The organism is Flavivirga eckloniae (genome assembly GCF_002886045.1).
GTDB lineage: Bacteria > Bacteroidota > Bacteroidia > Flavobacteriales > Flavobacteriaceae > Flavivirga > Flavivirga eckloniae.
In genome coordinates this window covers 1,206,278-1,229,639 of record NZ_CP025791.1, presented here as the reverse complement: position 1 = coordinate 1,229,639, position 23,362 = coordinate 1,206,278, and the positions used below count along the sequence as shown (strand labels likewise).

Below are 23,362 nucleotides of genomic sequence, written 5' to 3'. Positions count from 1 at the left end.
AAGCCACGAATTACACAGATTTACGCGAATAAAACTTCAATATGATGGATAGCTCTCTATAACTATTCATAATCACGAATCAGACTTTCAGTCTGTTTTTACAATCTAAACCCGATTTAATTCTATTATATTTCTGTACTTTAATATATAAATAAGTAAAGCATGATTATTTATTTGTAAATAATTTATATTTAGAACCATTTGTGATAATTCGTGAAATTAGTGTCTATCTTTCTAGAATTATTATTTAAGCAGCCATATTTGTGGGTACACCGTAGCTGCCTGCAGGCAGGTGTAGACATGGCAAAAAATTGTATTTCAATGTTTTAGTTTAATTTTTTTCTGTATAACTTACATTGAGTTATTTATGGTGTTGCCATATCATTTTACCTCTCGGCTATTTGCTTAATTATTGATAAAACACCATTCCAAAATTCATCAGAACGTTGTTGCTTTTTTTCTGTTGGAATATTGTCTTCAGAAATTGAGAGTAATGTATGGTTTTTAGATTCTGATAGGTTAAATGTCCAAACCCTATAGTTTTCAGGTTCATCGGGTAATCCATCAAAGTTGCTCCAATGCGAATATTGAAGCTGCGTATTGGGTTCCATATTTAGTATGATACCCTTTTCTTCATATTTGTTTCCGTTGAATTCGCCTTTGAATGTGATTGGACTTCCTATTTTCCAGTCTGTTATCAGTTTAGCTCCGTGGAAGTACTCTTTTGCTATTTCTGGTGTAACCAATGCTTCCCAGATTTTAGAAGGAGAAGCATTAATTGCTATTGATGATTTAGAGATATATGTTTTGTTCATACAGATTAATACTAATTTATATTTTGAAACACGAAATTACATGTTGAATATTCGTTGTTCATTGATTTGAGTTAAGAAATGACTGCTGTTTACTGAGGCGCTTGCGTATTCTACTTAGCGATTCCGGTCTTATACCTAAATAACTGGCTATTAAATATTGTGGTATTCTGTTAAGAAGATCGGGAGATTTTTCTTGTAGGTTTAAATAGCGTTGTTCTGGCGTTAGTTTTATAAGGGTATCATATTTTATTTGCTGATTTGCCAGTTGTTCTTCGATTATCATGGTACAAAGCTTGGAAATTTTAGGAACTTGCTCCATTAGTATTTCACTTTTTTCCGGTGTACCTATTGAAATGATGCAATCTTCTATACATTTCAAATAATATTCAGATGGTTTTTTTGTGGTATAACTAACGGGCCTGATAGGTTGTATTTCGGTATAAAATTCAGTGACTTTAATTTCTCCTTCTACCATATGATAACTACTTATACAACCTTTAAGGAGGAAATAACACTGATTGGCTATTTCTCCTTCTTTTAATAAAAAGGTTCCCTTTTTATAGGATTGTATCAAATTTTGTTTTGAGATAATGCTTATTTCTTCATCAGACAGATCGACATATTGAGAGAAAAACTCAATTATTTCATTGTTCATTGGGGCGTGTTATATTTGGTGTTTTATGGTGTTAAACCTAATAGTGTAAATATAACCCTTTTTTTAAATCCAAAAAGAGGAGCATATGTTTTTATAAGAGGAAAACGCTGTTTAGTTTTAGTCTTTTAGTTTGTAAAACGCTTCCTCATTCACTTTTATGGTAGTTAGTTCTATGGTATGACCATCTGGGTCTTTCGTGTAGATGGAATCAAAGTAATGATGGTCTTGAATATTGAAGTCCAGATTTAATTCGGTGTAACGTCTTTTTGCTTTTTCGAAATTGCTATTCGTTACGTTAAAGGCAATATGGTCGATTTTTACATTTCTGGAATTTAAATCAAGTTCAGTATCACTTAAATTGGCAGGGAATAATGCAATTCCTGATTTTCCGGAAAGCATAAAAATTGGAAATTCTCCCCATTCAGGTAGTTGATATTTTTTTAGCCCCAAAACATTTTGATACCATTCTATAGAGGTATTTAAATCTTTGACTCTAATAGCCACATGGTCTAAAAATTCAATCTTTATGTCATTATCCATTTTCTTCAGTTTACGGGCTGCATTTGAGCCATATTGAAAAGTATACTAAACCTTATTACAAAATACTCAATTAAAATGAAATAGCGGTAAGAGTTTAACCTCAAACCGCTATTGTTTTATAGATTGATAACAATGTTTATTTATTCTACATGAGTAAATATCTTATTCACAATTTTCCAGGTATTATCAATTTTAACTAGAGATAAATAGTCATAATAGTTATAGCCTAACATAGGTACATGCAATTTAGCCATGGCAATTTTACCCATAATGTCTATTCCTATAATTTTCATTTTTAAATCCTCATTTAAATCTTTAGGGCTTTGTCTGTTTTTTACGCCTTCCAGGTATTCATTTATATTTTTTAAATAATCAACACCCTTGATGTCTCCATAAATATTCACATTTTTATGAAAGCAAGCTTCAAGCTTTATAATATCTCCGTGAAAAATACCTTCAAAGTAATTCGTAATTAAATTTTCAATGTTTTTTATATTCTCTTTATACATATTCTTTTATTTTAAATAGCATGTCCAACGGTGTGCCCGCCAGCTACATTAATTGTTTCACCTGTTATAAATCCTGAAGTTGCTAAGTAATAAGCTGCTTCTGCAATTTCATTTGCTTCACCAATTCTATTTAGTAAGTGCAATCCTGCTAAACTATCGGCATCTTCAATTCCTATTTTCTCTTGTAGTGGGCTTCTAATAATTCCAGGAGCGATGGTATTTACCTTAATATTATTTTTACCAAATTCTGCGGCTAATTGTCTTGTTAAAGCATGTATAGCTCCTTTGCTTGTTAATGGTGCCGTTGCAGGAAATCCATCAATAGCATGTTCTACCAAAACAGTTCCTATGTTTATTATAGAACCATTTTGTTGTTTTATCATTTGAGGAATAGCTGCTTGTGAAGTAAAATATGTTCCCTTTAGGTTTACATTCCAATAAAGGTCTAAATCTTGTTCTTCAACATCTAAAAAGGGCTTTGGAGAAAAGATGCCTGCATTATTAATTAAAACATCTACGGCGTTAAATTTTTTGAGCGCTAAAGCAATAAGCTTCTGGCCAGTTTCTTGTTTACTGATATCTCCAACTAAGTAAACAGCATTTGAAGGCGCACCAAGGTCTTGATAAGTCTTGCTTAAGTTTTCTTCATTAGAAGAGTTCATTACAACATTGCTTTCTCGTGCTATAAAATATTTTGCAATTTCTTTCCCAATTCCTGTGGATGCTCCTGTAATAATTACGGTTTTGTTTTTCATGTTCTTTATTTTTTAGTTCCTAAATATTGTTTCCCATTTACACCCCAATTTGCTATGGGTACTTCATCAATAACAACATGGGTTGTTTGCGGATTTTTGTTAAGAATGTCCACTACCAGTTGGGTAGCGCCTTCTATTAATTGACGTTTTTGTTCTCGTGTTACTTCTTCATCAGTAACTCTAATGTTAATGTATGGCATAACTTTTTTATTAAATTAATTGTCATACAAAATTGGTGAGAACCTATTTTTTTAGAAAGGAGGTATGTCACTTCTTTAAAGTGATATAGATCACATGAAGTGATAAAATGAAAGAAGGTGAGCTATGAATTTAATCTACTAAGCGTTTCTCTGGAAACACCTAAATAGGCGGCAATCATTTTTTTAGGAACACGTTGAAAAAGTTTCGGGTATTGTTCTAGAAGTAAATCGTACCTTTCTTTGGTTGAGTTTTTTAACAATGATAAAATCCTGTTTTGAAGCGAAATTCTACCCATTTTACTTTTTTTAGCCCAAAACCGTTCCATTTTATGCATTTGAGCCGTTAGTTTATCTCTATTTTCAAAAGAGATGTATAGTAGTTCACTATCTTCTATACAGTCGATAGACGTTTTGGATTTGGTTTGTTTTACAAAAGATTCATAATCTGTAATCCACCAATTTTCCATACCAAATTGAAGTATATGCTCCTTTCCCGTATCGTCAACAAAGTAGCTTTTTAAACAACCTTTTATTATCCAGTATTCTTTGTCTACAATTTCTCCTTCTTGAACAATATATTGATGTTTACGTTTTTTGATTTGCTCAAAGTGACTCAAAACAAAATTAAATTCCTCATCTGTAAGGCTAATTATTTCTTCGATATGTTTTCTGAGAGGGTGTGTCATTTTTATAATTGTAGGTAATGTATTTTTATAAGCTAGCTATGTTGATGGTTTTTAATGTATACCAACGTTATTGTGTATCGTTTTTTTTGATTTCAGTCGGTTTTACTTTCCAAACAGTCCAGTTCGTTACCAGTAATATTAAAATCATAATTACCCAATTCATAATTTTTTCAAAAGTCCAAAAAGGTCTTGGCGAATAGTCTCTCTGAATATCAATTAAAATATCTAACTCAATTATATTCCAAATAATCCATAAACTATATAAACTTACATATGCGACAAGAGTAATCCAGATGGTTTTGTTATTAAAAATCAGTTGACCAATTAGTAATACAATAGGAATTATTACTTGCCATAAATAAATTCTAAAAAAGTTTTCATTCGTGATATATTTGAAGTCTTGAATCCAAAGAAATACCCATAAAATAAGTCCAATTCCATAGATAAATCTTTGGTTTTTATCAAATTTTAAGTATTCAGTTATTTTTTTCAAAAAGTAATTTCATTAGAATTTAAACGGTTTCTGCAAATGGTACACAACAATAGTATATATAATTGCCCTATATCCGCAATATAAAAACTAAGATAATAAATCTTTCAACCGCTATACTTATAGACGTTTATAAAATTAGCTTTCAATCCAAAAAGGTTAAATAATGTGATATATTCAAAGAATCACGAATATTTTGCGATATGATAATTGTCATAGTTATTTTATTGAATATATGATAAATTTAAGTAGTTAATTAATCATTGTTAGATCAATAAATCTTAAAGTCATGGAAGCAAAAAAGAACCCAAACTTAGAAATAGGTAGGAATAGCAGCATTTATTTTGCTATAGGTCTTAATTTAATGTTGCTTCTTTCCTGGCAAGTTTTAGAGTATAAAACTTACGAAAAAGAAGACATCGTTGCAGAACTTTTGGCAATGGAAAAGGAGGTTGAAGAGGATATTCCCATAGTGAATGTAAATACGTCACCACCGCCACCACCTCCTGTGGCCGTTCAACAATCTATTCAAATTGTAGAAGATGTTGAAGATATAGAAGAAACAATAATAGAAAGTACCGAGACATCGCAGGAAGAGGCTATTCAAGAAGTTGTAGAAGTGAGTGATGTTGTGGTAGAAGAGGTTGAGGAAGATGTAGAAGTTGCATTTGCTGTTATTGAGAATGTACCTGTATTTCCCGGATGTGAAGGACTTCCTAAGAAGAAGATGAAAGATTGTTTTCAGCAAAAAATGCAGGAGCATGTGGTTAATAATTTCCAATATCCTGAAGTTGCTTTAGATATGGGATTGCAAGGACGTGTATCTGTAATATTCATTATAGATTCCAAAGGTCATATTACAGGTATTAGATCTAGAGGTCCGGATAAAATCTTGGAAGAAGAAGCAGAACGAATTATTGGATTATTGCCTAAAATGAAGCCGGGAACTCAACGAGGTAAACCAGTTAAAGTAGCTTATGCTGTACCTATATTCTTCAAATTTAGTGAAGGTTAAGGATAGTAAATAGTTATTATATCTATGTGAAGGGGTATCTAAAAAGTGTCATTCAGAATGAAATGAAGAATCTCATTAAATTATTAATCTGTTAATTCACAGACTAATTAAGATTCTTCGCTTGCTTCGACTTCGCTCAGCACTAGTCGCTCTGAATGACAGAATAAATTACTTTTTAGATACCCTATTTTGTGTGGAATGGTTTACGGTAAATGATAGCCGTTTTAAGCATTTTACATGAGTTTAACATTTCATCTTGGAAAAATAACAGTTCGGTAAGTCGGTTTTTAAAAAAAGGGGGTGACATGTGATATTTGTTTTATAATTAAAACTATAAATACAAATTACATGAAACATCTAATTATTTTTACGGCATTACTAGTTTCAGGATTCATACATTCTCAAACTAACTACGAAAAAGGTATGAAAAAAGCATTCGAGCTTTGGGGAAACAATCCTGTTGAAGCTTCGAATATGTTTGAACGGATTGCTACTGCAGAATCAGATAATTGGTTACCGCCTTACTATGCGGCACAAATAAATATTATTGGCAGTTTTGGAGAAAAAGACGAAAAAATACTAACTGCTAAATTAAAAAAGGCACAGGATTTAATTAATGATGCCACCGCTATTTCTAAAAATAATCCGGAAATTTTAGTATTACAAGCATTATTACATACAGCTTGGGTGGCTTACGACGGAGCAACATATGGTATGACATTATCTGGGAAAGTTGCCGAATTATATACAAAAGCTGGGCAGATAGCACCCAAAAATCCAAGAGTGGTTTATTGTAAGGCCGAATGGGATATGGGGAGTGCACGTTATTTTGGTCAAGATGTAACACCATATTGTAAAGATCTGGAAAGAGCCATGGAACTTTTTGCTAACTTTAAGCCAGAAACACCGTTTCACCCTAAATGGGGTAAAGAACGTGCTGCTCAAATATTAGAGTCTTGTGGAAAATAAACCAAAGCATTAAAAGAAAATAGAATGACAAAATCGGTAAAAAATATCATTATAATTTTTGCTATTGGATGTGCCATCTTTATAGTGGATAACTTGATTTCAGGTGGATTTATATTCGATAGTGTTAATGACTTTTTGATCGATTTTGTTTTTTTTCAATTGTATGCATTCGTACTCGGGTTTTCCAATGTGTATTTCTTCAATTATTTTAATAGACTCAACTGGAAAAAGGGAGATACAGTTAAACGTATTGTTTTAGGAATTATATGTTCAACAATCATTACGTTAATGGGGTTATTTGTATTGCGAATGCTTACATCTTTAACCCTGGGAGGCAAGTCTCTTTATGAGTTTATTTCAAATGAAACATTGAAATCGTACCAATTTGGATTGTGGGTAACTTTAACCATAGTTTCTGTTTTTCATATAGTTTATTTTTATAATAAATACCAACAGAATAGAATAAAGGAACAAAAGGTTATTGCAGGTACGGCCAGTGCCAAATTTAATGCTTTAAAAAATCAATTAGACCCGCATTTTTTATTTAATAGTTTAAATGTACTTACCAGTTTAATTGAAGAAAACCCGGATAATGCACAAAAGTTTACAACATCCTTATCTAAGGTGTATCGCTATGTTTTAGAGCAAAAGGATAAGGAGTTGGTAACTGTTGATGAGGAACTGCAATTCGCAAAGACCTATATGTCTTTAGTTAAAATGCGTTTTGAAGACAGTATTATTTTCGATATGCCGGAAACGGCATCAAATCCGGAAAGTAAAGTTGTACCATTATCGTTGCAGCTGCTATTGGAAAATGCAGTAAAGCATAATATGGTAACATCAAGCAAACCGCTGCATATAAAGATTTATGAAGACGGTGATAATTTGGTTGTAGAAAATAATTTGCAGCCAAAACAAATAGTAAAAAAGAGTAGTGGTGTGGGACTTAGTAATATAAAACAGCGCTACGATTTATTAACAAATAAAAAAGTAAACATTTATAAAGAAGCAAACAGTTTTGCAGTAGCAATACCAATGCTTACTAAACAAATAGTAGTTATGAGATCTCAATCGCAACCTCAAATAGATGATAGTTATGTAAGAGCACGTAACCATGTAGAAGAACTTAAAGGATTTTATTATAGCCTTATATCGTATTGTTTCGTCATTCCGTTTTTAATATTTGTAAACTATAAAACCTCCTGGGAGTTTCAATGGTTTTGGTTTCCTATGTTTGGCTGGGGCTTAGGTTTGGCCATTCAGGCTTTTAAAGTTTTTGTGAATAACGGGACTTTTAGCAGAGATTGGGAAAGGCGTAAAATTGAAAAGTTTATGCGTGAGGAAGAAGAAAATAAACATTGGAATTAAAAAGTGAAAATTATGGAGAAGTTACCAGATTCTGAAGCAAATAGTAGATACTTAAGAGCACGAAAAAGAGTAGAGGATATTAAAGAATTTTACTATCATTTAATAGTTTATTGCTTAGTAGTTCCTTTTTTGGTATTTGTAAACTATAAAACGTATTGGGAGTATCATTGGTTTTGGTTTCCTATGGCGGGCTGGGGTGTTGGTTTAGGGTTTCATGCTTATAATACATTTGTGAACAATGGTGTGTTGGGACGTAAATGGGAGGAAAGAAAGATACAGGAACTTATAGATAAAGAGGAGGAACGAAAGCACTGGAACTAAATTTAATTGAAATGAAACATAAAGATCATAATTATTCTTCTGAAGATTTTAGAAAGGAAGAAGCTTTTCTAAGAGCTCAAAAAAGACTAAAGGAGCTAAAGGGCTTTTACTGGCATGCGTTAGCCTATGTGTTAGTAAATATATTTATTGTTATTACTATTACTGTAAATTCCAATGGTGCTTTCTGGAATATAGGAACATTCTCTACACCAATTTTTTGGGGTATTGGCTTAGGATTTCATGCTTTGGGTGTATTTGGTAAAAACATATTTTTTGGAAAAGCATGGGAGGAGCGCAAGATTAGAGAGTTTATGGATAAAGACAAAAAACGTTGGGAATAGCGTTAACGCAAAAATATAGTAAGACATGAATGTAATTATTATCGAAGATGAGAAACCATCAGCAAGACGTTTGCAGCGTATGTTGAATACTTTAAATATTGAAGTTGATACCTTGCTACATTCTGTAGAAGAATCTATAGAATGGTTTCAAAATAACGCCCATCCCGATTTAATTTTTCTTGATATTCAATTGAGTGATGGGTTGTCCTTCGAAATTTTTGAATCCATTGAAATTAAAAGTGCCGTTATATTTACCACAGCTTACGATGAGTATGCACTGCAAGCTTTTAAACTAAATAGCATAGATTATTTATTAAAACCTATTGATGAGGACGAATTAACAATTGCGGTAAAAAAATATCAGGAACGTATGCCACAGAAACAAGCGGTTACCCTAGATTTTAATGACATTAAAAAGCTTTTGGTAAACCCAATTGATCGTGAATACAAAAAGCGGTTTTCGGTAAAAGTAGGGCAACATTTAAAGCTTATTAATATAGATGATATTGAGTGTTTTTATAGCGAGAATAAAGGCACTTACCTATATACTACAGAAGGTAGAAATTATCTTTTAGACACAACGTTGGAGCATTTAGAAAACGAATTGGAGCCTCAAACGTTTTTTCGTATTAACCGAAAGTTCTTTGTAAATATTAATGCTATAAAAGATATGGTAAGCTATACGAATTCGCGTTTACAAATAAAACTAAAGTCGTATAAAGACCAAGAGGTTATCGTGGCTCGCGAACGTGTTAAAGACTTTAAAACCTGGTTGGAGTAGGTAATAACTAAGTAATCGTTTTTAGAAGGCTTTATTGTATGCGAATTAGAAAATGAATAGTCATAAAATCTACATCGTAGAATTTCCATCAAATTTAGGTTTGAAGCAAACGGATTATGCCATTGAACCTAGTGTTAAGAAACTACCGAAATGGTTAAAACAGTTTGGTCTTCATAAACAGGTTAACCCCGAAAGGGTTTTGGGTTTAGAGCCTCCGAGTTACTCCATGGATTTCGACAAAGAATCTGGGGTTAGAAATGCTGATAAAATTATTAAGTACGCCAAAGAACAATCTCAACTTCTTGAATCTTTAAAAGAAGAAGCTTTTAAAATAGTTATAGGAGGTGATTGTAGCATTTTAATTGGAAGTGCCATCGCATTAAAGAAAAAGGGTGAATTTGGACTGTTTTTTATTGATGGTCATACCGATTTTATATTACCTGAAATTTCGCAAACTGGTGGAGCGGCAGGTATGGATCTGGCTATTGTTACAGGGTATGGTCATGAAAAATTGACCAATATTCATGGTTTGAACCCCTATTTTATGGAACGTAATGTGTTTTGTGTTGGAAATAGAGCGTTTGATGAAGACTATGTGCAACCAATTTTAGATTCGGAAATTGGCTATTATAATTTAAACAGGCTAAGGCGTAATGGGTTTAAAAATACGGTTGATCAATTTTTGAAATTGGTTAACGACAATCGGTTGGATGGATTTTTTATTCATTTGGATTTAGATGTGCTTAATGATGATATTATGCCAGCTGTAGATAGTAGGGCAAAAGGAGGACTAACTTATGTCGAATTATCGGAATTATTAATTCCTTTGATTTCGAGTGAAAAAGCTGTTGGAATTGAAATTACCATTCTCGACCCGGATTTAGACAAGAATGGTAAATACACCATTAAGTTTGTTCAACACTTTGTGGAGATTTTAAAATCTGTATCCAATTCTCAAATGTAAATTTACTGCAGCTTCACTTTTATTGTCTGTATACCCAGAATTTTTTGAAAAAATATGCCTGTATCCAATTCCAATACCAGTTTCATACATAAAATGTTTTCCAATTTGTCGTCTCATGCCCCAGGTTGGAATAATTGAAATTTGATCTATAACTTTTAAATTGGTATTATCAAAAACTGTAAACCAGTCTGGGTTATAGCTTGTTTTTAAAGACAAGAAATTCCCACTATTTCCAGCTATGTTTTTCGATTTGGAAGCTCTTTGATTTAAATTATAATACCATCTAGGTTCTAAAGTAACTACAGGTGTCATTAAAAAGCCTACCCTGTCATAATAACTTCCAGCTAGAATCCCACTATCAAGGCCTAACTCGGATCGTAGTGCTATTTTATTTGATAGTTTGGTCTCGTTATGAATCCAAACACCAAAAGATCCTGTTTGTATTCCGTAAGTTGATTTTTCAACACTAGCGTTTTGAGATTTAACAATAAGGGTTAGTCCAAAGAAAATGAGGAACAATAGAAATTTTTTCATTTAGTATTTTTTTCAGATTAATGATTAAAGAAAGATTTTAATCAACAACTATTCCGCTTTTGTACATATGTATTATGCCTCATATGAGCTTTTGGGTCAATTAGAGGGAACAATATATTTTTTCACAGTATGTTGTTATCGAAAGCAATACCGGTTTAATAAAAAGTAAAGGTTTTTAAGTGTTGCGTTTTTGTTTATTTTTAATACTATTCTTTGGTAAAAGGACTGGAAGGGTCGATAGCAGGTGTTGGAAAGAAAGTTGGGTCAAAGCTATTTAGTACTTCTATTGTTAATGTGTTAAGGTTTATTAGTAAGCGATATTGTTTAATAAGTGCATTAAAATGTTTGGGGTTTATTAGACCATGATCTAATTTTCTAATCTCCATTTCATATACTTCCTCTTTTTCTTGATGTGCAGTTATTGAAATGTGGTAATTTTTAATTAATTCCAATATGCCTTTGGACGTGAAATATTTAATATCTTCTATCTCGTTCGAAATTAAGACCTCATTTATTTTTTCTAGTATGTTATCATGATCTTTTAAAAGTGTATAGGAAGAATAAGAATCTTTCAAACGAAAAAGATCCATTACTAAATCTGTATATTTTACTTTACGACCTACTTCAAATTCAATCCCTCCATCTGGTGTTCTTATCATAGAAGGATCTTCCCAGCCTATACCAATATTCTCAATACCACTATTAAATTCACCTTGTTTGTAAACTCCAGGATTAATTAAAAATGTAACTTCATTATACGTGTAATAGTCCTTTTTAGTATGAATTCTATTTTTAAGATGAACTCTTGTTAATTGGTTAAGAGGAAAGCCATTGCTCTTTAGTTTATTAGCAATTTTCATAATAAAATCTTGTTCTAAGACCGTATATTCTGAGATGGTAGGTTTTAGACCTCTAACAATATGCATAGATGAATTTTTTTGATGCGTTTTTCCGTTAATGAAAAGCATAAAAATAAAAAGCAAGGTTAATGATTTTAATATGTATTTCATTAGACTTTTTATATGTTATACTTTATTTTAAGATACTATGTTTGGTAATGTACTTTCTAGTTGTTTTCTATAAAGAATAAGTATTAATTAATTCAATGAAAATCCATTATTCAGACGGAGGTTGTGAAATTTAAATTTAATTTTTAGTCAAAAAGATAAGTTTTTCTAATTTGTGAGTCTGGAATACCAATAACATTTGTTCGCATTTTTATTGTTTGCAACATAGTTTTTAGACAAACTGACGTTTAGTATATGGTTAGTTACGGAAAATCAGTTAGGATTTTCCGATTTTCCAACGTATACAAATATAATTAATTATATATGCTTTAACCATTAGTTCTTTCTGTTCTTACCATACTAATATGGGAATATCTAGACTCAATAGTATTCCACTCTTTTTATAAATGTCAGGAAAAAAACCGTTAGTATTAGTTAAATTGTAAGTATATTTAATAGTAATTATAGTAAAGGCTGTTATACCAATTTCGGGTTCAAATATGAACATAGAATTTCCATTATTAAAAAGATATGAACCATTTACACCAACTCTTAATAACCCTAGAAATGAAGCAAATAATTGTAAATTAGGCCCTTGAAAGGTCTCTTTATTTATCCTATTAATTTTGTATTGCAAATTTCCACCAATAGCAGGGGCAGCAAGGTCGTCCATAAAATCTGAAAAATCGCCTTGATCTCCCCAATTCATTGTGGTAAATCCAATACCTACTTTCCCAGTAAATCCAGAATTATAGCCACCTTCTATATTTGCAGTAGGTAAAAGTGATTGAGAAAAAGAGTTCAGGTTAAAAACTATAAGAGCACCTAATATTAAAATTTTATAGTTTTTCATATTTCAATTTTTTTTCTTTAAAAGATTCTACAGCTATTTTTCGCAACAATTTTATAAACTTCAATAAGTAAAACATTCTTCAATAGGGATAGAAGAATTAGAAAAGTAGGTTTCTTCGTCATGTTTTCTAGTATTTGGAAAGCACATTTTTGATAAAAATAATCCTTTAACAGTTAAAGCTGTTAGTCAAAAAACTTCTTTTTTAGTTTGAATTAAAAGTTCAGGTGTGTTCTTAAAGTAACGTGAATTCGAAGTAAGAAACCTAGGTTTATAGTATGAAAAAGCAAAACATTTAGAGAATTTAAGCGCTGTATTTCAGTTGTGTAATTAAATGCTCTGCTATGATAGCTAAAGATGAAATTACCGGAATTTTATGTTCTATTGATGATTATCGATATTGAGGACAAAAATTTGGGCTCTTGGTAGTTTTTCATTGATGGTAAAAAATAGCGTTAAGGGCAGACAACCTGATGTGCAAGGTAGAAGTCTGGATATTTTTTGTTTTAAAGTCATTCTTGTAATTCACTATAAGAATGATATAAAAACAATTGCTTTTATATTTAAAAATATATGGATTTTAATGGGGGGAACTACTTTTTAGCAAGTCTTCTCATGGCTACCCATTGCTTTAGCATATCTCTGGCATCTTGTGCAGGGTATCCTAAAACGGTTTCTCCGGCTTTTACATTATTCATAACACCAGAACCTGCACCCACTGTAGCACCAGATTCTATTGTCGTGTGATCTTTAATTGAAGCACTTCCACCAATAATAACACCATCACCTAAAGTTACAGAGCCTGCAAGTCCGCTATGACCAGCCATAATACAAAAACGACCCATAACGCTATTATGTGCTATTTGTACTAAGTTGTCTATTTTGCAACCATCACCAACAATAGTGGCACTGAATTTAGCACGATCTACACAGGAATTGGCTCCAATTTCAACATAATGACCAATAATAACATTACCAATTTGTGGTATTTTAACAAGACCACGGCCATCATCGCTAGGGCGATATCCAAAACCATCGGCACCAATGCTTACATTGGTATGGAATATACAATGGCTACCAATTATACAACGTTCCCGAATAACTGTTCCAGACCAAACCGTAGTATTGTTACCAATTGTTGTTTCATCAAAAACACAAACATTAGGGTATAAAATAACACCGTCGCCGAGTTCTACATTTTTACCAACATAACAATTGGCTCCAATTTTACATCCATTTCCAATTTTTGCAGTTTTATGAATAGTTGCTGTAGGATGAATATCGATATCGAATTCTGGAGCAGGAGGATTAAAGAGCTCCAAAACTTTAGCCATAGCTAAATCGGCATTTTTTACTTTAATTAATGCACGATTGTCTCCGGGCTCTACATTTAAATTGTCGTTAACAATTGCAGCAGAAGCTTTTGAGTCTGCCCAGAGCTTAATGTATTTTGTGCTTCCTATAAAAGTTATATGATTAATACCAGCATTTTGTAACTGTTCAGGTCCACTAATTGATTGCGTCGTGTTTCCTATTAATTCACCTTTTAAGATATCATTAATTTCTTTTATAGTATAAGATGCCATGCTTTTTTATTAGGTTAGATGTTAACTAGTACTCGTAAATCTAATTGAAATATAGCAAAATACATTTTTTTTTTTTAATTCAAATAATTGTATAAAAGAAAACACCCAAGAAATGTAATATTAAAACTACTTTTTTGGGTGATACATCTGAGGTAAGAAAAGGGGGCTTTAACTACCTTATATTTAAAATGATATCTATTTCATAATATTTTATTTTCATAAAGTTTAAGGTGAAAAATCACCTTTAGAAAGCTGGTCCATAGAGAATAATCAAAAAACCTTTAATTCCTGTAGAAAATTCGCTGTTGTGCCAAAAACCAAATCGGTCTGCAATAGCAGATATAAAACTTCCACTAATTATCAGTCGTAAGAATAATTTAATAATGCTTAATGTTCCACTTTATAATTTCCTGGAGTAAATCTAAATACTTTCATAAGTCTGTTCCAAGTATTTATTTGTGCTATGGCTAATGATAAGTAGCATATTTCCTCTTTATTAAAATGATCTAATAAAGGAACATAGTCTTCTTCAGATATTGGGGAGCTATTTATTGTAGTAAGGGTTTCGGCAAACTTTAATACTATACGTTCCTTATCTGTAAAATAAGGGGTTTCTTCCCAAACACATAGCGACGATAAGCGCAATTCTGTTTCTCCTTCATGTTGTAATTCTTTGTAGTGCATATCTACGCAATACGCGCAACCGTTTTTTTGAGATACCCTAAGTTTAATAAGCCCTATTAGCTTATTATCTAGAGTAGAATGGTCTATCGAGTCTTGAATAACTCTTAAGTTTTCAAACATGCCTTCTGGGATATCAGCATAAGTAATTCGTTCCATAATTTTATATTGTTTTTGTATTATGAAACAAAGTTAGGATAGAGAAAATCCGTGGATATTAAGATGTCTTAAGAAATAGACACTATTTGTTTTTTCTGAGCTCGCTTAAATATTCTGGTGTAATATCTAGGTAAGAGGCTATCATATATTGAGGAACACGTTGCGAAAATGCCATAAGCTCATTTATAAATCCGCGATACCGTTCCTTACTGCTCATTTTAAGATAATGCTCATTCTTACGTTCAACAGCAATAAGCATTTTTTCTGTGATAATCCTAAACAACCGTTCCAGTTTTGGTATTGTAGTATACGCTTTTTCTAAATCTGCCTTACTTATAGTGAGTATGGAGGTTTCTTCTAAAGCTTGAATATATAAAAGCGAGGGTTGTTGGGTAACAAAACTTTCCATATTGGTCATCCACCAATTTTCTATACCAAAATGAATAATGTTTTCATTGCCTTTATCGTCAATCTTAAAAATACGAATTAAGCCTTTTGTAATAAAGAATTTAATTTTGCATACGTCGCCTTCCTTTAGGATATAGTCCTTTTTTTGAAATGTTTTTGGCGTAAGATATGTGTAAAACAAGTCTGTTTCTTCTTCAGAAAAAGGAACATAACGATTTAAGTAGGTATGAAGCTGCTTTTTCATAATTAATCATCTATTCTATTATCATCAAACGCAGAGGGTAATAATTTCGGAATAAATTTAATAACCAGGGGGAGTAAAAGTGCGCCACCCGGAAGCATGAATATAGCCAGACTTGGAATAGATTTAAAAATATCCAGCAATTGTTCTTGTACTTTTTTTTGCTCTTCGTTATTTAAATCCCGAACTGTCGATTGCGATAACAAAACCATAAGTTCTTTACTGTCTTTAAGCTCTTGGTACAGACGTTTGCTATTTCTTGTAATTAGTTTGTTAACCATCTTGCTAGAGTTGTTGTAAAAACTTTGTACAATATTCTTAGAACTTAAAAGTGCTATGTTGTCTTTATTGGTATTGTAAAAATGATTTACGGTTTCTATAGATTGATTAATTTGCGATACGTGAATGTTTAAATCGGTTCCTAACTGTATTAAAAATTGTTGTTCGTTATCATCTATCGTTCTGTCTCCCCAGGTAGCCATACAAGCTAAGTCTAAAACATAGTTTTTTTCCTGCTGTGTTTTTATGATTTTAATGGCCTTTTCGTAATCTATATGCGTATTATTTTTAAATCGTAACGAAGATTCGAAGAGTTTTATCAAACTTTCGTCGTATTGATTTTTTGTGGTTTTGGAGTTTAGAACATCTAGAGAAATAAACTCTATAGCGGCTTCCAGATTTTTTATGTAACTAACTGAAATGCTATTGTTTTTTAAAAACTCCCTATAGGCTAGCGCATCAATAAAAAGTAAGGCATTAACTATAAAATATTTAAAGTTTTTGGTGAGTACATTGGCATCTATTTGTATGCGTTTGTGTATTATTTTTTCAAGTTGTTCGCTCGATTTTTTACCACCTAATAACTCTTGAAAGAAAGATAATTTAAGTTCATTTATATCTGTATAAAAGTTTATAACACTTTTAATAAATGGTATGTTCGACTTTGATTTTTTATGGGTATATAATAGCGTTAAAAGTAAATTTGTTTTACAAAGTTCTTCCTCGGTAAGATCCTTTTTATCAAGAATACCCCCGATAATATCTAAATTGCTTCCGTAAATAAAGCCACAGTTTCTTAATGTATTGTAAAATGCCTCTTCGTTAAAATTAAAGATGGCATCTTTTTTTTCAATTTCTTTTAGTAGCTTTTTTATCCAACCTTGTGCAGACGGATTCATAGTATCGTTGTTTTCGGTGTAAATGTAATGCTTTAAGCATTTAATTTACAAATTTTCGTTTTATCATAGGTTTAACGGTTTTTTATCTTTCGTTGTTGTGCAAGACGAGGGCGTATAAAGAATTTTAACTTAATACATAAATCTATGATAACCCGATGAGGTGTTTAATGCTTTATATTCAATCTGTTAAAGTTTTTATGGTAAAGCCACGCATGCTAACCATATCGATAATATCTGATTCTGTAATGTTACTTGTGGCTTCAATTCTTAGAACATTATCGATGTCTTCGAGGTCGATAGTCCAATCTAAAATATCAGAATGTTTATTGAGTACTGGGTTTAAGGATTTTACTTTTTTCTTCGATTCAATGTTTGTTTTAAATATGAGCAGGTGCATAATAGAAGATTTTAAAGAATTAGAGTTCTTTTAATTCGTTTGATTGATTTTGATTTGTTTTGCGTGAGATATATTGTTTATAAAGCTCGTCGCCTTCTTCTTCCCAAAACTCGTCATAGTGCTTCCATTTTGAGAAATCGGTTTTTGAGTCATCATCGCATTTTCGTTTTGAACTTTTAGAAGATTTTCCTCCGCCTCCGCAGCCTCCAAGTAGTAATTTTAAGAATATAAATAAACCTACAGCTTGCCAATACGTAAGTGTGGCTAGTCCGAAAATTTCTGGCATAAGCCAATTCCATAGCCACATGATTACAAAGCCGAACAAAATGGCTAATCCAGCGATAGCAATAGCTCCAAAGATGATTATGCCTGCAATCTCTATCGGAGACTTACTTCTGAATTTATGTGTGAAAAAGTTTTTCATGATATGCTAATTTTTATGTTTGTTAATTTCTGATTCTAATTTTTTATATAACATCCCAATGGCTCTATGTCTTCGAGACATAAGTGTGCCTTCTGGAATTCCAGTTTCTTTGGAAATCTCTTTATACGTATAGCCTTCAAAATCTACAGCTATAATAATATCTCTATAACCGGGTTTAAGCTGTTCTATGCTACTTTTTAAAGCAGGAATTATGTCTTCAGATATATGATCGTCTGTAGACTGGTTTATCTTTTCTGCCAGATTTAAGTACTCGTAATCAATGTCTACTTGCTCCGTTTTTTTAGATGTACGCATAATATCAATTATTCTGTTTTTAATTGACCTGTACACAAAACCAGCCACATTATTAATGGGTGCAGATCTATCTGCTCCGGAGAATAGTTTTAGGGCTACATCCTGAATAATATCTTCGGCACTTCTGCTGGCCGAGTCTTTTATTCGGTTGCTTACATAAACTTTAAGAGACCGGTATTCTCTACCAAAAAAATCGTTAAGTTTTTTACTGTTTTCAGATTCCGAGTTCATTGTAACCGTTTATAGAGGCTCTTTGGTTTTAAAGACGACAGTTTTTTAATCTATTGCATTTTATTTTAAAAAAATGTCATCTTTTTGTAAAGAAGAGATTGCCCATGCTTATATATTCAGAGTTTATAGCATGTATTTTTAATTGTAAAAAAGGCTTGCGTAAACACTATTTTTTCAAAAGATATTCTCCCTCTTCTTTTCTATACCATGTTAAAGCGCCTTGATACAGATATATTATGTAGACTGTGATATTGTAAAAAAGTTACATGAAAATTTACATTACTTAATATGCAGATTTTCCAATAAACCCGAAATATCTTCTGATAGTGAATTAATGATAATTAAGTGTGTTTTATCGCTTAAAAATGTCGTGAATGCAAAATTCGAATTTGGCTTTGGTGCCCAATGCTTTAATTCTTGAAAGCTGTTTTTAATTAAGCTTAAGTGTTTTTCGTTGTTATTGGTTACTATAATAACTTTAGTAATAGGATGGCCTTTCATTTCTTGAATGGTTAAGGCGCTAATTGTGTTTCTATATTCGTTTATGTTTGAGTATCGATGCTTTTTTGATAAGTTTCGGTAGGCGTCTTTGCTTTCCGAAATAATATAACGTTGCATTAAAACATGATCAATATCATACAGCCATTGCGGAAACTCATTATCCATTAGTGCGATATACTTATTAATAAATTTTTGATCAATTTGTTTTTTTTCATCCAGATAGGTTTTGACTAATGGATACATTTTTTGGGCCATTTCAGCAATGTATTTGTTATTGTACCAATTTCCTTTTGGTAGTGTACCAGCCAAGTTTTTATACAAATAACCGTTGGCAGTCGCAGTGGTTATGGCTTCATTGAATAGCAATTGAGCATAATTGGCATTTTTTGAGTCGTTAGCGTTAAACCAAGAAGCAATATCTTCCTTAACCTTTAGAGATTGTTCATCATACAAAATATGGAACGATTCGTGAAACATAACAGCCAGGAGCTGTTTGTAATTGTCGAAGCCCTGAGGAATTCCAGCTATGGCCAAATTGTAAAAGGCAGTAGCAGTAAACCCGATTTTTCTTTCATCCGGAATTGGAGAGATGTACATTTTAAAGGGCAGGTTTAAATCCCAATTCGATTTATGAAAATGTAACAGCTGTTTAAAAGGGGAATCGATATCAACTGCCGCTACAAGGCTTTGTATGTTTTTCAATTGTTTTTCGAAAAGCGGTTTGCAAGGAATATAAATAAGGTCTTCGTAAATAGGTTGAAATTCAACAAGAATGTTGTAAAGCTTGTTGAGGTCTTCGTTTGGAATTATACCAAATGACTTCTTTTTAAATTCTTCTAGGTTGGAACTTTCAAGAAGGTTTCTATTTAATATGAAATAGGTGTTCCCTCCAATTTTGTTCCCGTAAGGATATTGCGGAAACTCGTACGAATAAAAAATGTTTATGTTGGCAAATGCTTTTAAGAGTTGATTGTACTTTTCTGTATTATATTTCGATTTGTTAAAAGCCTTTTTGTACGGATTGGTTTGGCGAGTTGAGGATATATTATTTAAAAAATCCAGTGTTGCATAGTTTTTCGAAAACTCAACCTGAAATGTCATGTTTTGCGAATAACTGTGTATAAAGAATAGAATTAGGAAAAGAACCGTTACGAGTTTTTTCATGGTTTTTTGGGGATTTAAAGGCGGGGTTTTATTTAGAACGTAGTGAAAGCTTGTTGTACAAAGCATTATATGTCATTCAGAATGAACACTTTTGGGACTGCCTCATTAAATATTATTGATATAATTTTTAAACTCATTTTTGTTATCTATGTACAACGCCAAAACTTTAAATTTTCTTTTAATACCATAAAGTCCAATTAATGTTTGTTCGGTTTTTAATTTAATGATAACGTTGTGACTTTCCAGTTCTCCTAAAAATGATAATCTTTGAACAGCTTTGTCCTTTTCAAGATCTTTTGACGATAGCTCTATGGAATCAATATTTTCTATAGCGATAGTGCATTCGGTCATGATGCCGTATCGCAGATAGAGTTTGTTGTTTTCAATTGAAATGGGACGTTTTGTCATCGATTTTAAAAAACCGAAAATCTGAATACCGGAATAAATACTGAGGCATGTTAAAATCCATGCCGCTATATTACTCCACTTAACGAGCAATGCATGTAAAACAAAGGTTTCTATAGCTACAATAAGTATTATGGCAATTAGTAATGTTGGTGTACCACTGTTCTTGTGGTATGAGAATTCATTACTGCTTAATTCTCTTTTTTTCCAATATATAAAGCCATAATAAAACACCGCAATTTCTGTTACAAATGGAATAACTACTGGTTTAGGCAGTATGTTATAACAGGTCTTTTTTAGCGTTGTAAAAAAGTCGAACGAAGCCGTTTTTTCATGTTTGAAACGTTTTATGCCTTTTCGAACATTGTAGATTATAAACGCTAAAATTGATAGCTCCATAAGAGGAAATACCCAGGTTTTAAAAAGGTTTAGGTAATACTGGTTTTCCGAAGGAAGTATTAACGAACAAACAATCATTCCAAAAATGATAAAAGGAACAATCGTTGTTTTGGGAATGTTGGTTTTCCTAATGAGTAAAAAATAGACTAAAGGAACGGTTAATAACAAATCGCATGTAATACCAATAGCTAAACTAGTTGGGTTCGATTGAAAAACGGATGATTTAGCGATTAAAACCATCAACCCTATAATCAATAACGGAATTCCGAAAATTATTAGATGCCTTTGAAAGGTTATTGCTTTATTCATTTTGTTCCTTATTAAGCCCTAAAAAAGTGCTATTGTGTTATGGCATTTATCTTTAAAGTAAATTTGTAATTGAAATTTACAACATTATTTTCAAATAGTATTTCATCATAACTAAGATAAGATTCTAATGATACTTTATTTATATGCTTATCTTTAATGTTGACCTCTATTTTACCCTTAGATTTTACATTTAAATTAATGATATTGTTAGGTACTTCCTCTTTATTTAATTCAACTATACCTTCAACATCAAAATACGCTTTGTCTGCTTTAACTTTTGTAAGGGTGAATTTATTTTTTGTGTTGTTGCTAATAATGTCCTTAATAGGAGCATTCTCCAACATTGCTGGCTTTTCTGCTAATAATAGTCTGAGAGGTTTCTCTAGAATGAATGAATCACCTATGGATAAAGCATTATCGGGAAAGAAAACGGTACTTTCAACATTTTTATAATATAGTTTTATCATGGATTCGTTTTTGCTTTTTAGATTATCAACAAAAACTTCATCTATCTGAACTTTATTTTTAGAATTAATTTTTCCAACCAGTTTCAAAGATTTAAAACCATGCTCTTTATTTATCTTTTCTCTCTCATAAAAGCCTTTATAAGAAAGTTGGTCAAACAATATTTTAATAGGTATGTTTCCTTCACTATCAAGATTGAAAGTTGATATTTTCATTCTAAAAGATTCCTCTTTACCGGACTTTAAACTTTTAACAGACCCAATAGAGTCTAACATTCGTTTCATATCCTTATCAACATCCTTAAACGTATTTATGCTAGATGTCTCTTTTATTCTGTATGTATAAGTCTGGTTAGGTTCGTAAACGACTTTAATATGATAGTTTTCGGTTTGAGAGGAGCTTAAGAAAGTACAAAACAGGAATAAAAAGAATATATAATGTTTCAAATTAATTCAATTTTTTTTCTAAAGCTGTTAATTCTGCAATTTTGCAGATCACCTCAGTGGCTTTAATCATACTCTCAACAGGAACGTATTCATAACGTCCATGAAAATTATGTCCACCAGCAAAAATATTGGGGCAGGGAAGTCCCATGTAGCTTAATTGCGAACCATCGGTACCACCTCGAATGGCTTTTATAAGCGGTTGTATACCCAGTTGTTTCATGGCTTTTTCTGCAATATCTACAATATGCATTACAGGCTCAACCTTTTCTTTCATATTGTAATATTGATCTTTTATTTCGGTAGTAATAGCCTCTCTGCCGTATTGGGAATTTAATTCGTTGGTTAATTTTTGCATCACTTCTTTACGTGCTTCAAAATGTCCTCGATCATGATCGCGAATAATATATTCTAAAATCGTTTCTTCAACATCACCTTTCATGTTATGCAAATGGAAAAAACCTTGATAGCCTTCTGTATGTTCTGGGGTTTCCAGTCGTGGTAACGAATTAATAAACTCCTGTGCGATATACATAGAATTTATCATTTTACCTTTAGCATATCCTGGGTGTACAATTTTACCTTTAACGGTTACCACCGCACTTGCGGCATTAAAGTTTTCGTATTCTAATTCGCCTATTTGGCTACCATCTATGGTGTAAGCCCAATCTGCACCAAATTTTTCAACATCAAATTTATGTGCTCCTCTTCCAATTTCTTCATCGGGAGTAAAACCAACCCTAATTTTTCCATGTTTAATTTCCGGATGGTTTATTAAGTATTCCATAGCCGAAACAATTTCACAAATACCGCCTTTATCGTCGGCACCCAAAAGTGTAGTGCCGTCTGTTGTTATTAAGGTTTGGCCTTTGTATAGTAATAAATCCTCAAAATAACCTGGAGATAGTACGATGTTTTCTTCTGAATTTAAAACAATATCCTTACCATCATAGTTTTCTATAATTTGAGGATTTACATTGGCTCCTGTAAAATCTGGTGAGGTATCGAAATGAGAAATAAATCCTATAGTCGGTACATCGTATTCTACATTAGCAGGTAATGTAGCCATAATGTACGCGTTATCGTCAATGGTAACATCTTGCAAACCAATAGATTTAAGCTCTTCGGCCAGTTTGTTGGCCAAATCCCATTGTTTTTTGGTACTTGGTGTTGTATTTGATGATGGATCTGATTCGGTATCGATAGTAACGTAACTTACAAATCGTTTTATGATGTTTTCTTTTGAAATCATTTTA

Annotated in this window: 29 protein-coding genes; 7 read left to right on the top strand and 22 right to left on the bottom strand. The window is 32.0% G+C overall.

Annotation, left to right across the window (positions count from 1 at the left end):
• Window positions 1-386: 386 nt before the first annotated feature.
• The 8 genes from C1H87_RS05025 to C1H87_RS04990 all read right to left on the bottom strand — a co-directional run bounded on the left by C1H87_RS05025 (window position 387) and on the right by C1H87_RS04990 (window position 4,653).
• Window positions 387-815 (bottom strand): SRPBCC family protein, encoded by a 429-nt coding sequence (locus tag C1H87_RS05025; protein ID WP_102754770.1) that lies wholly within the window; start codon window positions 813-815, stop codon window positions 387-389.
• Window positions 816-873: 58 nt separating this feature from the next.
• Window positions 874-1,470 carry a Crp/Fnr family transcriptional regulator gene (locus C1H87_RS05020; protein ID WP_102754769.1) on the bottom strand — a complete coding sequence of 199 codons (597 nt, stop codon included), beginning with the start codon at window positions 1,468-1,470 and terminating at the stop codon, window positions 874-876.
• 117 nt (window positions 1,471-1,587) lie between these two features.
• A complete protein-coding gene (locus tag C1H87_RS05015; RefSeq protein ID WP_102754768.1) occupies window positions 1,588-2,010 on the bottom strand; it encodes a VOC family protein in 423 nt (140 codons plus the stop codon).
• 140 nt (window positions 2,011-2,150) lie between these two features.
• Complete coding sequence (locus tag C1H87_RS05010; RefSeq protein WP_102754767.1) at window positions 2,151-2,519, bottom strand: nuclear transport factor 2 family protein; 369 nt, start codon at window positions 2,517-2,519, stop codon at window positions 2,151-2,153.
• 11 nt (window positions 2,520-2,530) lie between these two features.
• Window positions 2,531-3,274 (bottom strand): SDR family NAD(P)-dependent oxidoreductase, encoded by a 744-nt coding sequence (locus tag C1H87_RS05005; protein WP_102754766.1) that lies wholly within the window; start codon window positions 3,272-3,274, stop codon window positions 2,531-2,533.
• A 5-nt stretch (window positions 3,275-3,279) separates the two neighbouring features.
• The gene (locus tag C1H87_RS05000; RefSeq protein ID WP_102754765.1) at window positions 3,280-3,474 is read right to left on the bottom strand and encodes a tautomerase family protein; all 195 of its coding nucleotides are present in this window, start codon (window positions 3,472-3,474) and stop codon (window positions 3,280-3,282) included.
• A gap of 122 nt (window positions 3,475-3,596) precedes the next feature.
• Window positions 3,597-4,160 carry a Crp/Fnr family transcriptional regulator gene (locus C1H87_RS04995; RefSeq protein WP_102754764.1) on the bottom strand — a complete coding sequence of 188 codons (564 nt, stop codon included), beginning with the start codon at window positions 4,158-4,160 and terminating at the stop codon, window positions 3,597-3,599.
• 67 nt (window positions 4,161-4,227) lie between these two features.
• Window positions 4,228-4,653 carry a hypothetical protein gene (locus C1H87_RS04990; protein WP_102754763.1) on the bottom strand — a complete coding sequence of 142 codons (426 nt, stop codon included), beginning with the start codon at window positions 4,651-4,653 and terminating at the stop codon, window positions 4,228-4,230.
• Between the two features lie 286 nt (window positions 4,654-4,939).
• Here C1H87_RS04990 and C1H87_RS04985 point away from each other — a divergent pair, with 286 nt between their 5' ends.
• The 7 genes from C1H87_RS04985 (at window position 4,940) to C1H87_RS04955 (ending at window position 10,409) form a co-directional block, all read left to right on the top strand.
• Window positions 4,940-5,665 carry an energy transducer TonB gene (locus C1H87_RS04985; protein WP_102754762.1) on the top strand — a complete coding sequence of 242 codons (726 nt, stop codon included), beginning with the start codon at window positions 4,940-4,942 and terminating at the stop codon, window positions 5,663-5,665.
• 348 nt (window positions 5,666-6,013) lie between these two features.
• Window positions 6,014-6,634, top strand: coding sequence for a hypothetical protein (locus tag C1H87_RS04980; RefSeq protein ID WP_102754761.1), 621 nt, complete (start codon window positions 6,014-6,016; stop codon window positions 6,632-6,634).
• Between the two features lie 24 nt (window positions 6,635-6,658).
• The gene (locus tag C1H87_RS04975; RefSeq protein ID WP_102754760.1) at window positions 6,659-8,002 is read left to right on the top strand and encodes a 2TM domain-containing protein; all 1,344 of its coding nucleotides are present in this window, start codon (window positions 6,659-6,661) and stop codon (window positions 8,000-8,002) included.
• A gap of 12 nt (window positions 8,003-8,014) precedes the next feature.
• The gene (locus C1H87_RS04970; protein WP_102754759.1) at window positions 8,015-8,323 is read left to right on the top strand and encodes a 2TM domain-containing protein; all 309 of its coding nucleotides are present in this window, start codon (window positions 8,015-8,017) and stop codon (window positions 8,321-8,323) included.
• 11 nt (window positions 8,324-8,334) lie between these two features.
• Window positions 8,335-8,664, top strand: a complete 330-nt coding sequence (locus C1H87_RS04965; protein ID WP_102754758.1) for a 2TM domain-containing protein — start codon at window positions 8,335-8,337, stop codon at window positions 8,662-8,664.
• 25 nt (window positions 8,665-8,689) lie between these two features.
• Window positions 8,690-9,445: a LytR/AlgR family response regulator transcription factor gene (locus C1H87_RS04960; RefSeq protein ID WP_102754757.1), complete on the top strand. Its 756-nt coding sequence runs from the start codon at window positions 8,690-8,692 to the stop codon at window positions 9,443-9,445.
• Window positions 9,446-9,497: 52 nt separating this feature from the next.
• Window positions 9,498-10,409 (top strand): arginase family protein, encoded by a 912-nt coding sequence (locus tag C1H87_RS04955; protein WP_102754756.1) that lies wholly within the window; start codon window positions 9,498-9,500, stop codon window positions 10,407-10,409.
• Here C1H87_RS04955 and C1H87_RS04950 read toward each other — a convergent pair.
• From C1H87_RS04950 to pepT, 14 genes are all read right to left on the bottom strand, one after another.
• Complete coding sequence (locus C1H87_RS04950; RefSeq protein ID WP_102754755.1) at window positions 10,380-10,943, bottom strand: hypothetical protein; 564 nt, start codon at window positions 10,941-10,943, stop codon at window positions 10,380-10,382. The two genes, C1H87_RS04955 and C1H87_RS04950, sit on opposite strands and share 30 nt — an antisense overlap.
• Window positions 10,944-11,149: 206 nt before the next feature.
• Window positions 11,150-11,953: a hypothetical protein gene (locus C1H87_RS04945; protein ID WP_102754754.1), complete on the bottom strand. Its 804-nt coding sequence runs from the start codon at window positions 11,951-11,953 to the stop codon at window positions 11,150-11,152.
• A gap of 349 nt (window positions 11,954-12,302) precedes the next feature.
• Window positions 12,303-12,803: a hypothetical protein gene (locus tag C1H87_RS04940; RefSeq protein ID WP_102754753.1), complete on the bottom strand. Its 501-nt coding sequence runs from the start codon at window positions 12,801-12,803 to the stop codon at window positions 12,303-12,305.
• A gap of 590 nt (window positions 12,804-13,393) precedes the next feature.
• Window positions 13,394-14,386 carry a UDP-3-O-(3-hydroxymyristoyl)glucosamine N-acyltransferase gene (gene lpxD, locus C1H87_RS04935; protein WP_102754752.1) on the bottom strand — a complete coding sequence of 331 codons (993 nt, stop codon included), beginning with the start codon at window positions 14,384-14,386 and terminating at the stop codon, window positions 13,394-13,396.
• 387 nt (window positions 14,387-14,773) lie between these two features.
• Window positions 14,774-15,226: a carboxymuconolactone decarboxylase family protein gene (locus C1H87_RS04930; protein ID WP_102754751.1), complete on the bottom strand. Its 453-nt coding sequence runs from the start codon at window positions 15,224-15,226 to the stop codon at window positions 14,774-14,776.
• An 82-nt stretch (window positions 15,227-15,308) separates the two neighbouring features.
• A complete protein-coding gene (locus tag C1H87_RS04925; protein ID WP_102754750.1) occupies window positions 15,309-15,878 on the bottom strand; it encodes a Crp/Fnr family transcriptional regulator in 570 nt (189 codons plus the stop codon).
• Window positions 15,879-15,880: 2 nt separating this feature from the next.
• Window positions 15,881-17,053, bottom strand: coding sequence for an LETM1-related biofilm-associated protein (locus tag C1H87_RS04920; protein WP_102754749.1), 1,173 nt, complete (start codon window positions 17,051-17,053; stop codon window positions 15,881-15,883).
• A 178-nt stretch (window positions 17,054-17,231) separates the two neighbouring features.
• Window positions 17,232-17,450, bottom strand: a complete 219-nt coding sequence (locus C1H87_RS04915) for a hypothetical protein (RefSeq protein ID WP_102754748.1) — start codon at window positions 17,448-17,450, stop codon at window positions 17,232-17,234.
• 19 nt (window positions 17,451-17,469) lie between these two features.
• Window positions 17,470-17,874 (bottom strand): hypothetical protein, encoded by a 405-nt coding sequence (locus C1H87_RS04910; RefSeq protein ID WP_102754747.1) that lies wholly within the window; start codon window positions 17,872-17,874, stop codon window positions 17,470-17,472.
• A 6-nt stretch (window positions 17,875-17,880) separates the two neighbouring features.
• Entirely contained in the window at window positions 17,881-18,420 is a 540-nt protein-coding gene (locus C1H87_RS04905; RefSeq protein WP_102754746.1) for an RNA polymerase sigma factor, read from the bottom strand.
• Between the two features lie 279 nt (window positions 18,421-18,699).
• Window positions 18,700-20,085 carry a hypothetical protein gene (locus tag C1H87_RS04900; protein WP_158655125.1) on the bottom strand — a complete coding sequence of 462 codons (1,386 nt, stop codon included), beginning with the start codon at window positions 20,083-20,085 and terminating at the stop codon, window positions 18,700-18,702.
• 105 nt (window positions 20,086-20,190) lie between these two features.
• A complete protein-coding gene (locus C1H87_RS04895; RefSeq protein ID WP_102754744.1) occupies window positions 20,191-21,198 on the bottom strand; it encodes a hypothetical protein in 1,008 nt (335 codons plus the stop codon).
• 29 nt (window positions 21,199-21,227) lie between these two features.
• Window positions 21,228-22,109 carry a hypothetical protein gene (locus C1H87_RS04890; protein ID WP_102754743.1) on the bottom strand — a complete coding sequence of 294 codons (882 nt, stop codon included), beginning with the start codon at window positions 22,107-22,109 and terminating at the stop codon, window positions 21,228-21,230.
• Window position 22,110: 1 nt separating this feature from the next.
• A complete protein-coding gene (pepT, locus tag C1H87_RS04885; protein WP_102754742.1) occupies window positions 22,111-23,358 on the bottom strand; it encodes a peptidase T in 1,248 nt (415 codons plus the stop codon).
• Between the last annotated feature and the right edge of the window lie 4 nt (window positions 23,359-23,362).